Source organism: Mycobacterium sp. 852002-51057_SCH5723018 (assembly GCF_001667035.1).
Classification (GTDB): domain Bacteria; phylum Actinomycetota; class Actinomycetes; order Mycobacteriales; family Mycobacteriaceae; genus Mycobacterium.
Map to the genome: position 1 here is coordinate 48,746 of NZ_LZIR01000012.1, position 18,200 is coordinate 66,945.

At 69.2% G+C, this 18,200-nt stretch carries 17 protein-coding genes; 11 read left to right on the plus strand and 6 right to left on the minus strand.

Translation table 11 applies throughout. The features are described from left to right. Positions 1 to 57: 57 nt before the first annotated feature. A complete protein-coding gene (locus A5764_RS04020) occupies positions 58 to 792 on the plus strand; it encodes a 1-acyl-sn-glycerol-3-phosphate acyltransferase (RefSeq protein ID WP_067108938.1) in 735 nt (244 codons plus the stop codon). Here the strand turns inward: A5764_RS04020 and A5764_RS04025 are convergent. Then, positions 789 to 2,072, minus strand: coding sequence for a glycosyltransferase 87 family protein (locus A5764_RS04025; RefSeq protein WP_067108940.1), 1,284 nt, complete (start codon positions 2,070 to 2,072; stop codon positions 789 to 791). The genes A5764_RS04020 and A5764_RS04025 overlap by 4 nt on opposite strands. A gap of 92 nt (positions 2,073 to 2,164) precedes the next feature. Between A5764_RS04025 and A5764_RS04030 the strand changes: the two genes are divergently transcribed. From A5764_RS04030 to A5764_RS04040, 3 genes are all read left to right on the plus strand, one after another. After that, positions 2,165 to 3,049, plus strand: a complete 885-nt coding sequence (locus tag A5764_RS04030) for a hypothetical protein (RefSeq protein ID WP_067108950.1) — start codon at positions 2,165 to 2,167, stop codon at positions 3,047 to 3,049. Positions 3,050 to 3,208: 159 nt separating this feature from the next. Then, entirely contained in the window at positions 3,209 to 3,688 is a 480-nt protein-coding gene (locus tag A5764_RS04035; protein ID WP_067108953.1) for a polyadenylate-specific 3'-exoribonuclease AS, read from the plus strand. Between the two features lie 59 nt (positions 3,689 to 3,747). Next, complete coding sequence (locus A5764_RS04040; protein WP_067108956.1) at positions 3,748 to 5,136, plus strand: class II 3-deoxy-7-phosphoheptulonate synthase; 1,389 nt, start codon at positions 3,748 to 3,750, stop codon at positions 5,134 to 5,136. A gap of 82 nt (positions 5,137 to 5,218) precedes the next feature. Here the strand turns inward: A5764_RS04040 and A5764_RS04045 are convergent, their stop codons facing one another. Further along, a complete protein-coding gene (locus tag A5764_RS04045) occupies positions 5,219 to 6,502 on the minus strand; it encodes a protein kinase (protein WP_197501201.1) in 1,284 nt (427 codons plus the stop codon). 151 nt (positions 6,503 to 6,653) lie between these two features. Here A5764_RS04045 and A5764_RS04050 point away from each other — a divergent pair, with 151 nt between their 5' ends. Then, positions 6,654 to 7,058, plus strand: a complete 405-nt coding sequence (locus A5764_RS04050; protein WP_067108962.1) for an Rv2175c family DNA-binding protein — start codon at positions 6,654 to 6,656, stop codon at positions 7,056 to 7,058. Here A5764_RS04050 and A5764_RS04055 read toward each other — a convergent pair. Further along, positions 7,045 to 8,580: an alpha-(1->6)-mannopyranosyltransferase A gene (locus A5764_RS04055; RefSeq protein ID WP_067108965.1), complete on the minus strand. Its 1,536-nt coding sequence runs from the start codon at positions 8,578 to 8,580 to the stop codon at positions 7,045 to 7,047. The two genes, A5764_RS04050 and A5764_RS04055, sit on opposite strands and share 14 nt — an antisense overlap. Before the next feature lie 4 nt (positions 8,581 to 8,584). After that, the gene (gene idsA2, locus A5764_RS04060) at positions 8,585 to 9,643 is read right to left on the minus strand and encodes a bifunctional (2E,6E)-farnesyl/geranyl diphosphate synthase (RefSeq protein ID WP_067108968.1); all 1,059 of its coding nucleotides are present in this window, start codon (positions 9,641 to 9,643) and stop codon (positions 8,585 to 8,587) included. Positions 9,644 to 9,849: 206 nt separating this feature from the next. Here idsA2 and A5764_RS04065 point away from each other — a divergent pair, with 206 nt between their 5' ends. Next, positions 9,850 to 10,746, plus strand: a complete 897-nt coding sequence (locus A5764_RS04065) for a mycobacterial-type methylenetetrahydrofolate reductase (RefSeq protein WP_067108971.1) — start codon at positions 9,850 to 9,852, stop codon at positions 10,744 to 10,746. On the opposite strand, the gene A5764_RS04070 is transcribed toward A5764_RS04065, so the two are convergent. After that, positions 10,743 to 11,414: a DUF3153 domain-containing protein gene (locus A5764_RS04070; RefSeq protein WP_197501202.1), complete on the minus strand. Its 672-nt coding sequence runs from the start codon at positions 11,412 to 11,414 to the stop codon at positions 10,743 to 10,745. The genes A5764_RS04065 and A5764_RS04070 overlap by 4 nt on opposite strands. Before the next feature lie 124 nt (positions 11,415 to 11,538). After that, entirely contained in the window at positions 11,539 to 12,141 is a 603-nt protein-coding gene (locus A5764_RS04075; RefSeq protein WP_067108974.1) for an N-acetyltransferase, read from the minus strand. A gap of 340 nt (positions 12,142 to 12,481) precedes the next feature. On the opposite strand from A5764_RS04075, the gene A5764_RS04080 reads away from it, so the two are divergent. From A5764_RS04080 to A5764_RS04100, 5 genes are all read left to right on the plus strand, one after another. Beyond that, positions 12,482 to 12,880, plus strand: coding sequence for a DUF3040 domain-containing protein (locus A5764_RS04080; protein ID WP_067108979.1), 399 nt, complete (start codon positions 12,482 to 12,484; stop codon positions 12,878 to 12,880). Positions 12,881 to 13,350: 470 nt separating this feature from the next. Beyond that, the gene (gene mraZ / locus A5764_RS04085; RefSeq protein ID WP_067108982.1) at positions 13,351 to 13,782 is read left to right on the plus strand and encodes a division/cell wall cluster transcriptional repressor MraZ; all 432 of its coding nucleotides are present in this window, start codon (positions 13,351 to 13,353) and stop codon (positions 13,780 to 13,782) included. Next, positions 13,757 to 14,974: a 16S rRNA (cytosine(1402)-N(4))-methyltransferase RsmH gene (gene rsmH, locus A5764_RS04090; protein WP_156664481.1), complete on the plus strand. Its 1,218-nt coding sequence runs from the start codon at positions 13,757 to 13,759 to the stop codon at positions 14,972 to 14,974. Before mraZ ends, rsmH begins: the two co-directional genes overlap by 26 nt. Continuing rightward, positions 14,971 to 16,110 (plus strand): hypothetical protein, encoded by a 1,140-nt coding sequence (locus A5764_RS04095; protein WP_067108988.1) that lies wholly within the window; start codon positions 14,971 to 14,973, stop codon positions 16,108 to 16,110. Before rsmH ends, A5764_RS04095 begins: the two co-directional genes overlap by 4 nt. Further along, positions 16,107 to 18,173, plus strand: coding sequence for a penicillin-binding protein 2 (locus A5764_RS04100; protein WP_067108991.1), 2,067 nt, complete (start codon positions 16,107 to 16,109; stop codon positions 18,171 to 18,173). The genes A5764_RS04095 and A5764_RS04100 overlap by 4 nt, the downstream gene beginning before the upstream one ends. The last annotated feature ends 27 nt before the right edge of the window (positions 18,174 to 18,200 follow it).

Genomic DNA, 18,200 nt, shown 5'->3' on the forward strand with positions numbered 1-18,200 from the left:
CTGCGGGTCGGTACAGTTGGCCAGAACACTGATTCGGCGCGGGCGAGAGGGAGGGCCATGTGGTACTGGCTGTTCAAGTACATCTTGCTGGGCCCGTTGCTCTCCCTGCTTGGACGACCGAAAGTTGAAGGGCTGGAACACGTTCCGAGTTCCGGTCCGGCGATCCTGGCCAGTAATCACCTCGCCGTCATGGACAGCTTCTACCTGCCGCTGGTGGTCCGGCGCCGGATCACCTTCCTTGCGAAGGCCGAGTATTTCACCGGCACCGGGCTGAAGGGCTGGCTCAGCCGCTGGTTCTTCACCGCCGTCGGCCAGGTGCCGATCGACCGCGCCGACGCCGACGCCGCGCAGGCCGCGCTGAACACCGCCGAGCGGCTGCTGGGTGAGGGCAAGTTGCTGGGCATGTATCCCGAGGGCACCCGCTCGCCCGACGGCAGGTTGTACAAGGGCAAGACGGGGCTGGCCCGGCTGGCTCTGCACACCGGCGTTCCGGTGATCCCGGTGGCGATGATCGGCACCAACGTGGTCAACCCCCCGGGCACCTCGATGCTGCGCTTCGGGCGGGTCACGGTCCGCTTCGGCAAGCCGATGGACTTCTCGCGCTTCGAAGGCCTGGCCGGGAACCGCTTCATCGAGCGGGCCGTCATCGACGAGGTGATCTACGAACTGATGCGGCTGTCCGGCCAGGAGTACGTCGACATCTACGCCGCCAGTGTCAAGGAAAGCGGCAACGGCGCCCATCCGGCAACCGACGACGCCGCCACCCGCATCCCAGAGACCGCCGTCGTCTAGCTGGTCGCCGCCACCGGCGTCAGCGCGGCCGTCGCCTCGTCTTCGCGGCTGGTGCGGACCGTCACGGTGAGCCCCGCCGCGACGATGACGGCGAGCGCCCACCACACGTAGGACGACCCGACGATCTGGCGCCACAGGTTCGCCGTCGTCTCGTGATGCTTGGGCAGCAGGTCGATCGGCGTCCACCGCATCAGCACCACCCCGACGGCGCTGAGCGCGCCCAGCGCCAGATTGCGGCGCCGCCACGCCAAAACCCCGATCATCAGCACCGCCGGCAGCATCCACACCCAGTGGTGCGACCACGAGACCGGCGAAACCACCAGTCCGAACAGGGCGACGCAGATCACCGCCAGGGTCGGCTCGCCGGCCCGTAGCACCCGCCGCATCGCCCAGACGGTCACGGCAAGCACCAGCAGGGACGCGACGACCCATAGCGGGAAGCGTTCGTGCTCGTCGAGGCCCAGCCGGGCCAGCGCCCCCGCGATGTTCTGGTCGGTGTTCAGCGCGGCCTCACCGATCCGGTCGGTGTGGTGGACGGTGTGGGTCCAGTACTCCCACGAGTCGCCCCACGCCAGCACGAAGCCAAGCAGCGTCGCACCCGCGAAGGACGCCAGCGCGGTCAGGGCCGCGCGACCGTCGCGGCGCAGCAGGAAATAGAGCAGAAAGACGGCCGGAGTGAGCTTCAGGGCGATCCCGAGGCCCATCAGCAGCCCGCGCGGCCAGGGCGTGCGGCGCGGCACGCAGTCGGCGATCACCAGGGTCATCAGCACCACGTTGATCTGGCCGAACGCGAAGTTCGACGTGATCGGTTCGAGCCAGATCGTCGCCGCGGCCGCGATCAGCACCGCCAGCCACAGCCGGCGCAGCCACGCGGGCCCGGGCACCAGGGCCGAGGAGTTCCACACGTCGAGTCGGGCCAGCACGATCGCCGTCGACACGATCAGCAGCACCAGCGTCAACACGGTGATCGCGACGCTGGCGGCCGGCATGTGCAGCCAGGAGAACGGGGAGAAGACGATGGCCGCCAGCGGGGGATAGGTGAACGGCAGGTTCAGCCCGATGGGGGTGTGGAACAACACGTCCCCGCGATACAGCGGGCGCCCGTCCAACCAGGCCTGACCGCCCATTTGATAGACGTCGATGTCGATCCGGTACGGCGTGTGCCCGAACAGGCGCCAGCCGACGTAGTACCAGGCCGCGGCGGCCAGCACCCAGAGCAGGAGCCACACGAACGCCCGCCCGGATTGACTGCCCACGCCGGGCGCACGCCATCTCCTCATGTCGCAGAACAGCGTAATCGGTGCCGGACTCCGCGACGTGCCCCCAGCGCGGCTCCCGCGGTGACGCGACGGGCGGGCGTAGCTTTTCAAGGGTGTTCCACTGGTTCGTGTATGGGGTGTCCCGCTGGTTCACGCACGACATCGTCGACCGCGGCCGGCTGCCCCTGCTGTGCTGCCTGGTCGCGTTCATCCTGACCTTTTTCGTCACGCGTACGTCGGTGCGCATGATCCGGCACCGGGCCAGGACCGGCCGAGCGACGCGATGGTGGCAGCCGCGCAACGTGCACATCGGGGGAGTGCACATCCACCACGTGACGTTCGGGGTGGTCCTGGTGATGCTGTCCGGGCTGACGCTGGTGACCCTGGCAGTCAGCGGGCAGGAACCCGAATTTACCTTGGCGGCAACGCTTTTCGGTGTCGGAGCCGCGCTGGTTCTCGACGAGTACGCGTTGATACTGCACCTGTCGGACGTCTATTGGGAAGAGGACGGCCGCGCCTCGGTGGACGCGGTGTTCGCCGCGGTGGGGTTGGCGGGGTTGTTGATCATGGGTCTGCACCCGCTGATGTTTTTCCTGCCCGTGTGGCACAGCGCCGACTCGGTGGCGCTGCGCGCCGGCGTGGGCGGCCTGCTGGCGCTGGCGCTGCCGCTGTCCGTGGTGGTGGTGCTCAAGGGCAAGGTGTGGACCGGCCTGCTCGGCATGTTCTTCGTCGTGCTGCTGGTCATCGGTGCCATCCGGCTGTCCCGCCCGCACGCCCCGTGGGCGCGGTGGCGCTACACCAGCCAGCCCGACAAGATGCGCCGCGCGCTGCAGCGGGAACGCAGGCTGCGCCGCCCGGTGGTGCGGGCCAAGCTGTGGGTGCAGTGCGCCATCGCGGGCACCCCGCACCTGCCCGACGAGCGCACGGTTGACGCCGAGCTCGACCAGGAGGTGCACGCGGCGCCGGCGCCCACCGGGCCCATCCTGATCAGCAGGTAGGCGGCCCGTACCGGCACTTGTCGTCGGCGGCCTGGGCCTGATTGGCCGCCTCCTTGTTCGTGCCGTACCGGCACTCGTCGTCGGCGGCCTGAGCCTGATTGGCCGCCTCCTTGTTCGTGCCGTACTGGCACTCGTCGTCGGCGGCCTAGGCTTTCTCCGGTGCGGTACTTCTACGACACGGAATTCATCGAGGACGGCCGCACCATCGAACTGATCTCGATCGGGGTGGCCGCCGAGGACGGCCGCGAGTACTACGCGGTCTCCACCGAATTCGACCCCGAGCGCGCCGGAGCCTGGGTGCGGGCCAATGTGCTGCCCAAGCTGCCGTCCCCGTCGTCGCCGTTGTGGCGTTCGCGTAAGCAGATCCGCCTCGATCTCGAGGAGTTTTTCCGGGTCGACGGGACCGAGCCGATCGAGCTGTGGGCCTGGGTGGGCGCCTACGACCACGTCGCCCTGTGCCAGCTGTGGGGACCGATGCCGGCCCTGCCGAAGGCGATACCCCGCTTCACCAGGGAATTGCGTCAGTTGTGGGAGGAGCGCGGATCGCCCCGGATGCCGCCGCGGTCCCGCGACGCGCACGACGCGTTGGTCGACGCACGCGACCAGCTGCTCCGATTCCGGCTGATCACCTCCGGGTGAGGGCGTTCGCCCTGATCAGCCGTGACTAGCCCATGTCTGGGCCCGGTTACCATGGACCGATGAACTGGACCGTCGACATCCCGATCGACCAGCTGCCATCGCTGCCGCCGCTGCCGACCGACCTGCGGGCGCGATTGGACGCCGCGCTGGCCAAGCCGGCCGCCCAGCAGCCCAGCTGGGACGCCGAGCAGGCCGCGGCGATGCGCACGGTGCTCGAAAGCGTGCCGCCGGTGACGGTGCCGTCCGAAATCGTCCGGCTGCAGGACCAGCTGGCCCAGGTCGCCAAGGGTGAGGCCTTCCTGCTGCAGGGCGGCGACTGCGCCGAGACGTTCGTGGACAACACCGAACCCCACATCCGCGGCAACATCCGCACCCTGCTGCAGATGGCCGTGGTGCTGACCTACGGCGCGAGCATGCCGGTGGTCAAGGTGGCCCGGATCGCCGGCCAGTACGCCAAGCCCCGCTCGGCCGACATCGACGCGCTGGGGTTGAGGTCATACCGCGGTGACATGATCAACGGCTTCGCCCCGGACGCCGCCGCACGCGAGCACGACCCGTCGCGGCTGGTGCGTGCCTACGCCAACGCCAGCGCGGCGATGAACCTGGTGCGGGCGCTGACGTCGTCGGGGCTGGCGTCGCTGCACCTGGTGCACGACTGGAACCGCGAATTCGTCCGCACCTCGCCGGCCGGGGCGCGGTACGAGGCGCTGGCCAGTGAGATCGACCGCGGGCTGAAGTTCATGAGCGCCTGCGGGGTGGCCGACCGCAACCTGCAAACCGCCGAAATCTACGCCAGCCACGAAGCTTTGGTGCTCGACTACGAGCGCGCCATGCTGCGGCTGTCCGACGTGGAAGACGGGGAGCCACAGCTGTACGACCTGTCGGCGCACACCGTATGGATCGGCGAGCGCACCCGACAGCTCGACGGGGCGCACGTCGCGTTCGCCGAGGTGATCGCCAACCCGATCGGCGTCAAGATCGGCCCGACGATGACCCCGGAGCTGGCCGTCGAATACGTGGAGCGGCTCGATCCGCACAACAGGCCCGGCCGCCTGACGCTGGTGAGCAGGCTGGGCAACAACAAGGTGCGCGACCTGCTGCCGCCGATCGTCGAGAAGGTGCAGGCGACCGGACACCAGGTGATCTGGCAGTGCGACCCGATGCACGGCAACACCCACGAGTCGTCCAATGGGTACAAGACGCGGCACTTCGACCGCGTCGTCGACGAGGTGCAGGGATTCTTCGAGGTGCACCGGGCGCTGGGCACCCACCCCGGTGGCATCCACGTCGAGATCACCGGCGAGAACGTCACCGAGTGTTTGGGTGGGGCGCAAGACATTTCGGACACCGACCTGGCCGGCCGCTACGAGACCGCCTGCGACCCGCGGCTCAACACCCAGCAGTCGCTGGAGTTGGCGTTCCTGGTCGCCGAGATGCTGCGCGACTAGTTCCCTTTTGCCGCGAGCGTGCGCGTTTGTACGGCGACACGCCGGCTCCGGCGTACGACTGCGCACCCTCGCGGAACAGAAGCTACAGCAGGCCGCTCAGGTTGTTGCCGATCGTCCAGGCCGCCGTCGCGACCAAACCGGTGAGCGCCAGCACGACCGCCACCCACACCAGCACCATGCGGCGCGCGTGTTGACGGGCCCAGACGAATTCGCTGAGCGCGATGCCGGCGAAGTCGCCTGAGACGGGCTGGTATTCGTAGTCCTCGGGCTCGGCTTCGGCTTCGGCCGGGCGTGCCGGCTCGGCCCAATCCCCGGGGTCGCGGGTCAGCTGACGGGTGGGGTCGCGGACCGGCGCCTGCGCGGGCGGGGGCGGTTGCTGGGCGGTGGCCGGGCGCTGGCTCATCCGGCTGTGGTGCAACGCCGCCGATCGGTGCTGGGCCGAGTTGCGCGGCGCCGGCACCCGAAAATCCGGCAGGCCGAGTTCGTCGGCGATCGCATCGAGTTCGGCGCCCATCTCGATCGCATCGGCGTATCGGTCGGCCGGGTCGCGGGCGGTCGCGCGCTGCACGAAATCGTCGAACTGCGGTGGCACACCGTCGATCGCCAGGCTGGCCGGCGGCACGTCGGCATCCAAACGTTGGTAGGCGATCGAGAGCGCCGAGTCGCCGGTGAACGGTGTGTGCCCGGTCAGCAGCTCATAGGTGAGGACCCCGGCGGAGTAGACGTCGCTGCGCGGGCCGGCGTTGCCGTCGCGCACCTGCTCAGGCGACAGGTAGGCGGCAGTGCCCAAAATGACGCTGGTGGAAGTGATTCCGGCGGCCGCGACGGCGCGGACCAACCCGAAATCGGCGATCTTGACCTCGCCGTCGTCGGAGATCAGCACGTTCTCGGGCTTGACGTCGCGGTGCACCAGGCCGGCCCGGTGCGCGGCGGCCAGCCCGCCGAGCACGGGGCGAAGCACCGCCGCGACGGCATGGGGTGGCATCGGACCGCGCTCGGCCAGCAGCTCGCGCAGGGTGCCGCCCTCGATGAGCTCCATGACCAGAAACGGGTGCCGGGCGTCGAGGCCCTGGTCGTAGACGGCAACAAGCCCGGGGTTTTTCAGCCGGGCCACAGTGCGGGCTTCGAGCTGGAAGCGGGTCAGGAATTGCTCGTCGCCGGCGTAACGAGAATCCATGACCTTTACCGCGACCGGGCGGTCGAGCCGGGTGTCGAGCCCGCGATACACCGTCGAGGTGCCGCCGCTGGCGATCTTGGACTGGACCAGGTAGCGGCCATCCAGCAACGTGTCCTCCAACGGATCGCCAGACCATGCTTGGGCCCGGTGACGATGCGGGCCGGCACGGCCTGAGGAGGAGCCGGGCAAATCTGCTTCGGCCCGGTGACGATGCGGGCCGGCACGGCCGGAGGAGGAGCCGGGCAAATCTGGTTCGGCCACGGGGCCATCGTAGGTGCGGCGGTGAAATCCGGTGCGGAACCTGGTTCCAAAGACGGGACCAGGGCCTACACTTGCGCTGATGAGCAGTATCCCGGCCGGCGACGATGTATTGGACCCTGACGAGCCAACTTACGATCTGCCCAGGGTCGCGGAGTTGCTCCATGTTCCGGTCAGCAAGGTGCAGCAGCAGCTGCGGGAGGGCCACCTGGTCGCGGTGCGGCGCGGCGGCGGCGTGGTGGTGCCAAAGGTGTTTTTCACCAATTCCGGTGAGGTGGTCAAGAGCCTGCCCGGGCTGCTGACGATCCTGCATGACGGCGGCTACCACGACACCGAGATCGTGCGTTGGCTGTTCACGCGGGACCCGTCGCTGACCGTCACGCGCGACGGCACCCGCGACGCGATCAGCAACGCCCGCCCAGTCGATGCCCTGCACGCCCACCAGGCTCGGGAAGTCGTGCGCCGGGCACAGGCTATGGCGTACTAGGCGATTCGGATTGCCGCTCCGGCGCGCGGTACAGCGCGTACCAGGCGGCCAGCGCGCAGGCCGTGGCCAGCGAAAAGTGCAGCCATGAATACATGCCGTGCGACCCGTCGGGCTTGAAGATCACCATCACCCAGGTAGACAGGCCGGCGATGGCCGCGACCGCCCGCCGAGACTGGGCCAGCGGCGCCACCACCGCCAGCGGCCACGAGTAGTACCACGGCAGCGCGGCGGGGACGAAGAGCACCACGATCAGCATCGACCATGCGATCCCGGTCAGCGCGGCGCGGTCGTCGCGCCGAAACCGCCACCACAGCAACGGCAATGACACCGCGATGATCGCTATGCCGATAATCCGGGTGATCCGCAGCGTGGCGTAGAAGTTGACCGGGAAGAACCCGCTGCCCAGGGCGTGGATGAGGTTGGCAACCGCGGTGGGCACGGTCAGCCAGTTGATGATCTTGACCGATCCGGCCAATGCGGTCAGCCAACCCAGGCCGACGCCGGCCACGGCCGACAGGATCGCGAACACGACGGCGAAGATCAGCAGGGTTGCCGCGGTGGCCGCCAGGAACGCGCGCACGGGGTGATATCCGCGCCGGTCGCGCAGGTGCCGCATCCACACCCACACCAGGAAGGGCAGCGCGATCCCGGCGGTGGCCTTGACCGCGATCGCCACGGTGATCAGGACGATGCCCACCACGTGGCGGCCCTGGAACGTCAGCGCGATCCCGGCGGCCATCAGGCCGACCATCAGCATCTCGTTATGCACGCCACCCATCAGGTGGATCAGCACCAGCGGGTTGAGAACGCAGATCCACAGCGCCAGCGCGCCGTCGGTGCCCAGGTGATGGGCCAGCCGGGGCGCGGCCCAGATCAGGAGCGCCAGCCCGGGCAGCATGCACAGGCGCAGCAGCATCGTCCCGGCGATCACGTGATTGCCGACCAGCATGGTGACGACCTTGGCGATCAGGATGAACGCCGGCCCGTAGGGAGCAGTGGTGATGCTCCAGATGGGGCTGACGTTGTCCAGCAAGGCGTTTGGGTTGGCGACGGGGCCGACGGCGTAGGGGTCCAAGCCGTCGCGCAGCAGCGCGCCCTGGGCCAGATACGAGTAGGTGTCGCGGCTGAACACCGGCACCGACAGCAGCAACGGCGCCAGCCAGAAGGCGGTGGTGGCGCGCATTATGAACTCGGACGCTTTGCCCGCCACCGCGCGCCGGCCCAGCAGCACCCACGCGATCAGCATGAGAGCTACGCCCGCCCACAGCAGGATGGACGAGAGCACCAGCCCGTGCCCGAAGCGCAGCCAGGACAGGTGCAGCGATTCCAGCAGGGGGTCGTGCGGCTTGGTGCTGCCCGCTCCCAGCCCGCCCGCGGTGATCAGCACCGAGCCGACGAAGCCCAGCTTCGCCGGCCGGGCCTCCGGTGTGGCGGCGAACGCTCTCAGTCGTGAAAAATACTGCGCCACAGTAACTTTGGTTGCGAGAGAGTCGGCCACCGGGGCGTCCGTCGGCATGGTCATCGGCCTAGGCAAATCGATCCGTGGCCATCTTGGCCAGCCCGGAGAGCCCCGCCTTGGCCGCCGCGTGGATGGGTGCGGCCGCGAGCGTGGCCAGCGCCCGTTCGGTCAACTCGGCGATGCGTCGCTCCGCGGCGGCCAGGGCGCCCACCGACTCGATGACGTCGCGCAGCTCGGCGACCTGCGCGTCGGTCAGCTGCGCGCCGATCGAGGTGCGTAACACGTTGGCCGCCAATGGATCCGACTTGTCGGCCAGCTCGACCGCCTCGGCCAGCAGCACGGTACGCTTGCCGGAGCGCAGGTCGTCACCGGACGGCTTGCCGGTCACCGCCGGATCGCCGAACACGCCCAGCACGTCGTCGCGCAACTGGAACGCGACGCCCAGATCGGTTCCGAATTGACCGAAGGCGGCCTGCACGTCGGGCCGGTCCGCGGCGGCCGCCGTGCCCAGCTGCAACGGCCGCGCCACCGTGTAGCAGGCGGTCTTGAAGGTGTCGACGTTCATCGCCGACGCGATCGACTCGGCGCCGCTGGCCTCGGCGACGATGTCGAGGTATTGCCCGCCGAGTACCTCGGTGCGGATCTCGGCCCACACCCGCTGGACGCGGGGCCTGGCGTCGGGGGGCAGGTCCACCCCGAAGACGATGTCGTCGGCCCACGCCAGCGCCAGGTCGCCGAGCAGGATGGCCGCCGATACCCCGAACCGCTCGGGGGAGCCCCGCCAATTCCGGTCGCGGTGCAGGGCCGCGAACCGGACGTGGGTCGTCGGTTTGCCGCGCCGGGTGGCCGAGTCGTCGATCACGTCGTCGTGCACCAGCGCACAGGCGTGCAGCAGTTCCAGGGCGGAAAACAGCAGCAGCACTTCGGGATCGGGTTCCGCGGTCGCCACGGCGCGCCAGCCCCAATAGGCGAACGCCGGCCGCAGCCGCTTGCCGCCGCCCAGCACGAAGTCCTCAAGGGCGCCGATGAGCACGTCGTAGTCGCCGCCTTCGGAGCTTATGTAGGCGGTCTGGGCGCGCCGGTCGTGCAGATACCGCCGAAGTCGCTCGGTGATGGCACCGGTCAACTCGACGGTTGCCGCTGTTTCTGCGGCTTTCGGGCTCAGCGCGGCGCCCCCTTTCTGCTCGGCGTGACGGGTAGTTGTTCTCGGGCCGACAGTTTATGTCGCTTCGGCGCGCCCAGTTGCTTCGACTGCCTCAGTAACCCGCCCCTATGCTGGCGGGGGTGTCCGCGCGCCGCGTTGCGCTTAATCGTCTGAGGGAGAGGAGCCGCGTGACCCTCAACACCATCGCGCTCGAGTTGGTGCCGCCGAACTCGGAAGACGGGCGGGAGCGGGCACTCGAAGATGCGCGAAAAGTGGTGCGGTACTCGGCCGAAACCGGCCTCGACGGCCGGATCCGGCACGTGATGATCCCAGGGATGATCGCCGAAGACGACGATCGCCCCGTCGCCATGAAGCCGAAGCTCGACGTGCTCGACTTCTGGTCGATGATCAGTCCGGAATTGCCGGGGCTGCGCGGCCTATGCACCCAGGTGACGGCCTTCATGGACGAGGCCTCGCTGCGCCAACGGCTCACCGACCTGTGCGCCGCCGGGATGGAAGGCGTGGTGTTCGTCGGCGTGCCCCGCACGATGAACGACGGCGAAGGCTCCGGCGTGGCGCCGACCGACGCCCTGTCCATCTATCGCGACCTGGTGAGCAACCGCGGCGTGATCGTGATCCCCACCCGCGACGGCGAACATGGCCGGTTCAACTTCAAATGCAACCAGGGCGCGACCTACGGGATGACCCAGCTGTTGTATTCCGACGCGATCGTGGGCTTTTTGACCGAGTTCGCCAAGAACACCGATCATCGGCCCGAGCTCCTGCTGTCGTTCGGGTTCGTGCCGAAGGTCGAGGGCCGCGTCGGCCTGATCAACTGGCTGATTCAGGACCCCGGCAACGCCGCGGTGGCCGACGAGCAGGCGTTCGTCAAGCGGTTGGCCGGCAGCGAACCCGACCAGAAGCGCAAGCTCATGGTCGACCTGTACAAGCGCGTCATCGACGGGGTCGGCGAGCTCGGCTTTCCGTTGAGCATCCACTTCGAGGCGACCTACGGGGTGTCCGGGCCCGCGTTCCAGACGTTCGCGGAGATGCTGGCCTACTGGTCACCGGTCGCTCAGAGCTAGCCGCGCGGAGCGCCCCTCGGCGGCTGGTCGCCGGGTGCGGTGAACCGCGGGGAGCGGTCCCGGCTGACCCAGGCGAGCAGCGCCACCACGCCGGCGGCCGCGAACGACGCGATACCCAGCCACACGCCGGCCCCGGTGAAGTTGCGGGTATTGGGATCGGTGTAGCGCGCGTTGGCCGTCATGGTGCTCACCACGCCCGGCTTGAGCTTCCACGACACCACGTCGGGCTCGACGCGGTCACCGTTGGTCGAGGTGACGACGCCGGGAAAGGCGACGGTGAGCTCGACGTCGGCGTCGTTATCGGTCACCGAGGTCAGGTCCGCGCGCCCTTCGAGGATCACCAGGTTGCCGTTGCGGCGCAGCGACAGGCTCACCCCGGAGGCGTCGGAGTTCATGTTGGCCAGCTGCGGCAACTCGGCGAAGGTCAGGTCGGAGAACACCGCCTGTGACCCCACGTAGCCGTCGCTGTCGTAGTTCGACACCGCCACCTTCTGGCTGAACGGCAGGTTATTGCTGTCGAGCTGCGGGCCGGTGTCCTTGGACGTTCTCGGCTTGGCCGCGGCGATGATCTCGCCGGACACCAGGTCGTCGGGGGAGACGGTGAGCGACGCCCTGACACGCAGGCATCCGGTGGCCAGCGGCACGAGCAGCAACAGCAGGGTCGCCATGGCCACCACGCGACGCCGCCGGCGAGTGAACCCACGGGCTTTCAGCGGGTGAGGGCTGGCGCGCACCAGGTCATCGTGCCAGATCGGGCGTGGCACCTCGGCGCGCCGTGCCGCTAGCGGGTCGTCACAGGGGCAGCGCGCGGCCCAGGATCGCGAAAGCCCGTGGGTCACCGGCGAAGTGGTAGCGACGGATGATGTCGGTGAAGCCCAGCCGCCGGTACAACCGCCACGCCCGGTTGGCCTCCCCGTTGGTTTCCGGAGTCGAAAGCAGGACGTTCTTCTCGGCGCGCCCGGCCAGCAGCCGGCGGGCCAGCGCCTCGCCGAGGCCATGGCCCTGCACCCGCGGATGGATGTGCAACTCGGTCAACTCGAAGTAGCTGCTCATCAGCCGGGCGATCTCGGTGGCCGGCAAGCCACCGCGTTGCAGGCCCAGGACGACCTGCTGCTGCCACCACTGCCCGGGCGCCCCGGGGTAGCCGTACGCCACGCCGAGCAACGGCGCGCTGCTCAGCTCTCGGGCCGGCGGCGGCGGCTCGTCGCCGGCGCCCTCGACTTCGACGACGGCCGCCCCCTGCCAGCCACTTCGGCGGACGTGTTCCAGCCACATCGCGGCGCGCTGATTCTCGGTGCCCCGCGGGTATCGCATCGCTTCGACATACACCCCGAGGGCGTCAGTGAGACGGCGCTCCATATCGCTCGGCAGCAGATCGATGAGGAATATCGCCAACTCGCGGTGCCCTCCTCATCCGGTGATCCGGTCGCGTGCGGGTGCGTTTGCTTTCGTGCGGTCGGTCGGCCCCGTGCGCTACCCGCCATTATCGGACCACCATGGCTCCGGTCGGCGACCGGTCGCGGCAACGCACCCGCGAACCGTCCGCTTCCGCAAGCGAGTTGCAGCGCACCGTGTTGCGGCCCACACGAGTTCCGGAGCGCGGCCGGGATAGAATCGCTGCCGAACCAGTGGTACGGCGCAGATTGACCTCGTATCATTTGATTTAGTTGCCCTTGCAACGGGCATCCGCGTGCTATCGATAGTTACGTGCCAAACTGTCGGCAAGGAGGGACGAATGCCACTCTCCGATCATGAACAGCGGATGCTCGATCAGATCGAGAGCGCTCTCTACGCGGAAGACCCCAAATTCGCGTCGAGCGTCCGCGGCGGAGGGTTCCGCGCACCGACCGCGCGGCGGCGCCTGCAGGGCGCGGCGTTGTTCGTCATCGGCCTGGCGATGCTGGTTTCCGGCGTGGCGTTCAAGGCCACGATGATCGGAAATTTCCCGATTCTCAGCGTTTTTGGCTTCATCGTGATGTTCGGCGGTGTCGTCTACGCCGTCACCGGCCCGCGGCTGTCGGGCAGGCCCGACCATTCCTCGGCCCCCGGATCGGCGCGCCAGCGGCGCAACCGGGGCGGCGGCTCGTTCACCAGTCGGATGGAGGATCGGTTCCGCCGGCGCTTCGACGACTAGCGGCAGCAACATAAGAAGTCACACGGGGTAGCTAGATCGGCTACCCCGTTTTTTTGTGCGCCGAGCCTGCGGTGAGAGCGTGGATCGGTGCCGTGCCGGCGCTCTGTGCGCAGTCTCGCCGCGCTGGTTGCAGGGTCGGACGGGTAGCCCACCGGCGTGGGACGCCGATTCCCTTCCGAGTCCCAATCGAGCCGCAATCGAGCCGTGGGGCTCGATTCATGCCCCACTGCGCCCCACATTTGCGCCCCACTACGCCCCACCCGGCAGCTTTAGCGCACTGAAGTGCGCTTTTGTGGCCTCGTCAACGGTTTACTACGTCATAACGGCCACCCTCGAACGACCGTGGGCCGGCGCCTGGTGGCAAGTAGCCGGGAAAACTCCGACGCGACACCCCAGCAATGGGGCGGAGTGGGGGATTGTGGGGTATGGTGGCCGAAGTGTTTGGGTGACCCCGACGGGGAGGTGAGCTGGTGTTTCTCGGCACCTACACGCCCAAACTCGACGACAAGGGGCGACTGACGTTGCCCGCCAAGTTCCGCGACGCGCTGGCAGGGGGGTTGATGGTCACCAAGAGCCAGGACCACAGCCTGGCCGTGTACCCGCGGGGGGAATTCGAGCAGCTGGCTCGCCGGGCTAGCAAGGCCTCGCGCAGCAACCCGGAGGCGCGGGCGTTCCTGCGCAACCTCGCCGCCGGCACAGACGAGCAGCATCCCGACGCCCAGGGCCGCATCACCTTGTCGGCCGACCACCGCCGCTACGCCAACCTGTCCAAGGACTGCGTGGTGATCGGGGCGGTCGACTACCTCGAAATCTGGGACGCCCAGGCCTGGACGGACTACCAGCAGACCCACGAAGAGAACTTCTCCGCGGCCAGCGATGAAGCACTCGGCGACATTATCTGAGGCGCGTGCCCGTGCATCGTGGCCTCTGCCCGAACCGACCCTGGCGTACTTCCCCAACGCCAGGTTCGCGACTTCGGACAGGGACCCGGGTGCAGGGGCCACGTCTTTAAGATCCGCCGGGGCGGCTCCGGGGCTCGACGGGTGCCGCCAGACCCGGGGAGGCGTTGCGGTGGCTGAGAATTCAGACGATCACGGGCACGTGCCCGTCCTGCTGGAACGCTGCCTCGAGTTGCTCACCCCCGCCCTGACCCGCCACCACCCCGACGGGTCGGGGGCGGTCCTTGTCGACGCCACCCTGGGCGCGGGCGGGCATGCGGAGCGCTTCCTGACCGAATTGCCGGGGCTGCGCATCATCGGACTCGACCGCGACCCCAGCGCCCTGGACATCGCCGGGACTAGGCTGGCGCCCTTCGCCGACCGGATCACGCTGATGCACACGCGGTACGACGGCCTGGTCGCCGCGTTGGCCGAATCCGGTTACGCCGCAGCCGGATCGGTCGACGGGGTGCTGTTCGACCTCGGGGTCTCATCCATGCAGCTCGACCGCGCGGAGCGGGGTTTCGCGTATGCGCAGGACGCGCCGCTCGACATGCGGATGGACCCGGCGGCGCCGCTGACCGCGGCCGACATCGTCAACACCTACGACCAATCGGCGCTGGCCGACATCCTGCATCGCTACGGCGAGGAGCGGTTCGCCCGCCGCATCGCGGCCCAGATCGTCCGCCAGCGCGCCCGCACCCCGTTCACCTCGACCGCGGAGTTGGTTGCCCTCCTGTACCAAGCGATTCCGGCGCCGGCCCGGCGCACCGGCGGGCATCCGGCCAAGCGGACCTTCCAGGCGCTGCGCATCGCCGTCAACGACGAACTGAGCTCGCTGCGAGCGGCCCTTCCCGCCGCCCTGGAGGCGCTCGCCACCGGCGGACGCATCGTCGTGCTGGCCTACCAATCGCTGGAAGACCGGATCGTCAAGAGGGCTTTCGCCGACGCCGTCGCGTCGCGCACGCCGGTTGATCTTCCGTTCGAACTGCCCGGCCACGAGCCGAGATTCCGGTCGCTGACGCGTGGCGCCGAACGCGCCGATGCCGCCGAGATCGAACGCAACCCACGCAGCGCCGCGGTCCGATTACGGGCGCTGCAACGTCTGGAGCACACGGCACAAGCACGGCAGGTCAGCGAGAAGGGCGGCTCATGAAGGTAAAGCGCGAGGCGCCCAAGCGCCGCGGCGGCGGAGGGGACCGTTCCGCCCGGAAGGGCGGGCGCGCCCCGGCCGACTCGGCGTCGACGCGCCGCGCCCGGTCCTCGGCGCCCACCCGCGAGGCGCGGGCGCCCAAGTCCGCCCCGCAAACCGGCCCCATCGCCCGGCCCGCCGAGCGGTCGGCCCGGCCCAAGAACGCGAGCCAGGCCAAGGCGCGGGCCAAGGCGCGTAAAGCCAAGGCCCCCAAGATTATCCGGCCGTCATTGACCGAGCGGTTGGCCACCCGGCTGGCGGCCATCGACCTGCGGCCCCGGACGCTGGCGAGCAAGGTCCCGTTCGTCGTGCTGGTCATCGGGGCGCTGGGCCTCGGGCTGGGGCTGACGCTGTGGTTGTCCACCGCCTCCGCCGAGCGTTCCTATCAGCTGAGCCACGCCCGGGAGAAGAACCGGATGCTGCAGCAGCAGAAGGAGTCGCTGGAACGCGATGTGCGGCAGGCGGAGTCCGCGCCGGCCCTGGCCGAGGCGGCCCGCAAGCAGGGCATGATCCCGACCAGGGACACCGCACACCTGGTCCAGGACCCGACGGGTAACTGGGTGGTCGTCGGCACGCCCAAGCCCGCCGACGGCGTCCCGCCGCCGCCGCTGAACAGCAAGATTCCCGACGCGGCTCCGCCGCCGCCGCCCCCACCGCCGGCGCCGCCGGCCGAAGTCCCGGTGCGGGTGCAGCCGCTCCCGGGCGGCCCGCCGGTGCCGGGCCGGTCCGGACCCGAGGCCCTGCTGCGCGCCCCCGACGGCGCATCGACGGTTGGCGGTCAGCACCTGCCCCGGACCGCCCCCCAGCTTCCGGGCATGCCCACCGCGCCGATCACCGGCCAGCTGCCTGTGCTGTTGCCGACGCCGGGGCTGCCGGCTCCCGCGGCCCCGGAGCACGCCCCGATGCCCGCCGAAGTGCCGATTCCCTTGGGCGGCCTGCCCGTCCCCCTTCCCGGCCAACTGCCGGCGCCACTGCCCGCTGAGGTGCCGATCCCGGTGCGGCCGGGACTCGCGCCGGCGGTGCCGCAACAGGCGGTGGTACCGGGCGTCCCCGTCGCCCCGGGACCGGTACCCGGCGCGACGGCCGGTGTGCCCCGGTGAGCCGCGGCGAGGCGCGACGGACCCGCCGGTCGCAGCCGGGGCGACCGACCCGCGGTCCCCGTAAACCACAGGAGGCCAAGGGGGTCCGCCAACCCAAGCGGGCTCGCAAGGCCCAGCAGGCGGCGGACGCCAAGTCACCCAAGGGATTCCGGAAAGGCAAGAACGCCAAGGACGCCCGCGCGGCCGAACGGCCCGACGCCGTAACCGCCGGCCATTCGGCGCGGGAGCGGCGCACCCGCCAGGTCGTCGAGCTGGGCTCGCGCGGCGCGTCGTTCGTCTTCCGGCATCGAGCCGGCAATGCCGTCATCCTGGTGCTGACGGTCGTCGCGGCGGTGCAGCTGTTCTTCCTGCAGGTGACGGAAGCCCCGAAGCTGCGGGCCCAGGCGGCCGGCCAGTTGAAGGTGACCGACGTCGAGAAGGCGGTCCGCGGCAGCATCGTCGACCGCAACAACGCACAACTCGCGTTCACCACCGAGTCGCGTGCCCTGACCTTTCAGCCCAAGCGAATTCGCCAGCAGCTGGAGGAGGCGAAAAAGAAGAACTCGGCCGCCCCGGATCCGCAGGAGCGGCTGCGCGACATCGCCAAGGAGGTCTCAACCCGGCTGAACAACAAGCCGGACTTCGCGACGGTGCTGAAGAAGCTGCAAAGCAACGACAATTTCGTCTACCTGGCGCGTGCCGTCGACCCCGCCGTCTCCAGCGCGATCTCCGACAAGTTTCCCGAGGTCGGTTCCGAGCGGCAGGATTTGCGGCAGTATCCGGGCGGATCGCTGGCGGCCAACATCGTCGGCGGCATCGACTGGGACGGTCACGGGCTGCTGGGGCTCGAGGATTCGCTGGACTCCGTGCTGTCCGGAACCGACGGCTCGGTCACCTACGACCGCGGATCCGACGGCGTCGTCATCCCGGGCAGCTACCGCAACCGGCACCGGGCGGTCAACGGCTCGACCGTCCAGCTGACCATCGACGACGACATCCAGTTCTACGTGCAGCAGCAGGTCCAGCAGGCCAAGGATCTGTCTGGGGCGCACAACGTTTCGGCCGTCGTGCTGGACTCCAAGACCGGCGAAGTGCTGGCCATGGCCAACGACAACACCTTCGACCCCTCCCAGGACATCGGTCGCCAGGGCAATAAGCAGCTGGGCAACCTGGTGGTGTCCTCGCCCTTCGAGCCGGGATCGGTGAACAAGGTGATCACCGCGTCGTCGGTCATCGAGTACGGCCTGTCCAACCCCGACGAGGTGTTGCACGTGCCCGGCTCGATCCAGATGGGCGGTGTCGGCATCCATGATGCCTGGGACCACGGCGTGATGCCCTACACCACCACCGGGATATTCGGGAAGTCGTCCAACGTCGGCACGCTGATGCTGGCGCAGCGCGTCGGCCCGGAACGCTTCTACGATATGGTCCGCAAGTTCGGCCTGGGCCAGCGCACCAACGTCGGGCTGCCCGGTGAAAGCGCCGGGCTGGTACCGCCCATCGACCAATGGTCGGGCAGCACCTTCTCCAACCTGCCCATCGGGCAAGGCCTTTCGATGACGCTGCTGCAGATGACGGACATGTACCAGACCATCGCCAACGACGGCCTGCGGGTGCCGCCGCGGATCATCAAGGCCACCATCGCGCCCGACGGCACCCGCACCGAAGAGCCGCGCCCCGAGGGGGTGCGGGTGGTGTCGCCGCAGACCGCGCAGACCGTGCGGGGCATGTTGCGCGCCGTCGTGCAGCACGACCCGATGGGCTACCAGCAGGGCACCGGCGCGGCCGCCGCGGTGCCGGGCTATCAGATGGCCGGCAAGACGGGCACCGCCCAGCAGATCAACCCAGGCTGCGGCTGCTACTTCGACGACGTGTACTGGATCACCTTCGCCGGGATGGCCACCGTCGACAACCCCCGCTACGTCATCGGCATCATGATGGATAACCCGCAGCGCAACGCCGACGGGACGCCCGGGCACTCGGCGGCCCCGCTGTTCCACAACATCGCGGGCTGGCTGATGCAGCGGGAGAACGTCCCGCTGTCGCCGGATCCGGGGCCGCCGCTGACCCTCCAGGCCACCTAGGCCCACGGCCCGGGAAGGCCTCATGGC

What these genes read in the sequence shown, in the direction of transcription:
- A5764_RS04020 (WP_067108938.1), top strand. Translation starts at nt 58, where the DNA reads ATGTGGTACTGGCTGTTCAAGTACATCTTGCTGGGCCCGTTGCTCTCC.
- A5764_RS04025 (WP_067108940.1), bottom strand. Translation starts at nt 2,072, where the DNA reads ATGAGGAGATGGCGTGCGCCCGGCGTGGGCAGTCAATCCGGGCGGGCG.
- A5764_RS04040 (WP_067108956.1), top strand. Translation starts at nt 3,748, where the DNA reads ATGAACTGGACCGTCGACATCCCGATCGACCAGCTGCCATCGCTGCCG.
- A5764_RS04050 (WP_067108962.1), top strand. Translation starts at nt 6,654, where the DNA reads ATGAGCAGTATCCCGGCCGGCGACGATGTATTGGACCCTGACGAGCCA.
- A5764_RS04055 (WP_067108965.1), bottom strand. Translation starts at nt 8,580, where the DNA reads ATGACCATGCCGACGGACGCCCCGGTGGCCGACTCTCTCGCAACCAAA.
- A5764_RS04070 (WP_197501202.1), bottom strand. Translation starts at nt 11,414, where the DNA reads ATGGCGACCCTGCTGTTGCTGCTCGTGCCGCTGGCCACCGGATGCCTG.
- A5764_RS04080 (WP_067108979.1), top strand. Translation starts at nt 12,482, where the DNA reads ATGCCACTCTCCGATCATGAACAGCGGATGCTCGATCAGATCGAGAGC.
- rsmH (WP_156664481.1), top strand. Translation starts at nt 13,757, where the DNA reads ATGAAGCACTCGGCGACATTATCTGAGGCGCGTGCCCGTGCATCGTGG.
- A5764_RS04095 (WP_067108988.1), top strand. Translation starts at nt 14,971, where the DNA reads ATGAAGGTAAAGCGCGAGGCGCCCAAGCGCCGCGGCGGCGGAGGGGAC.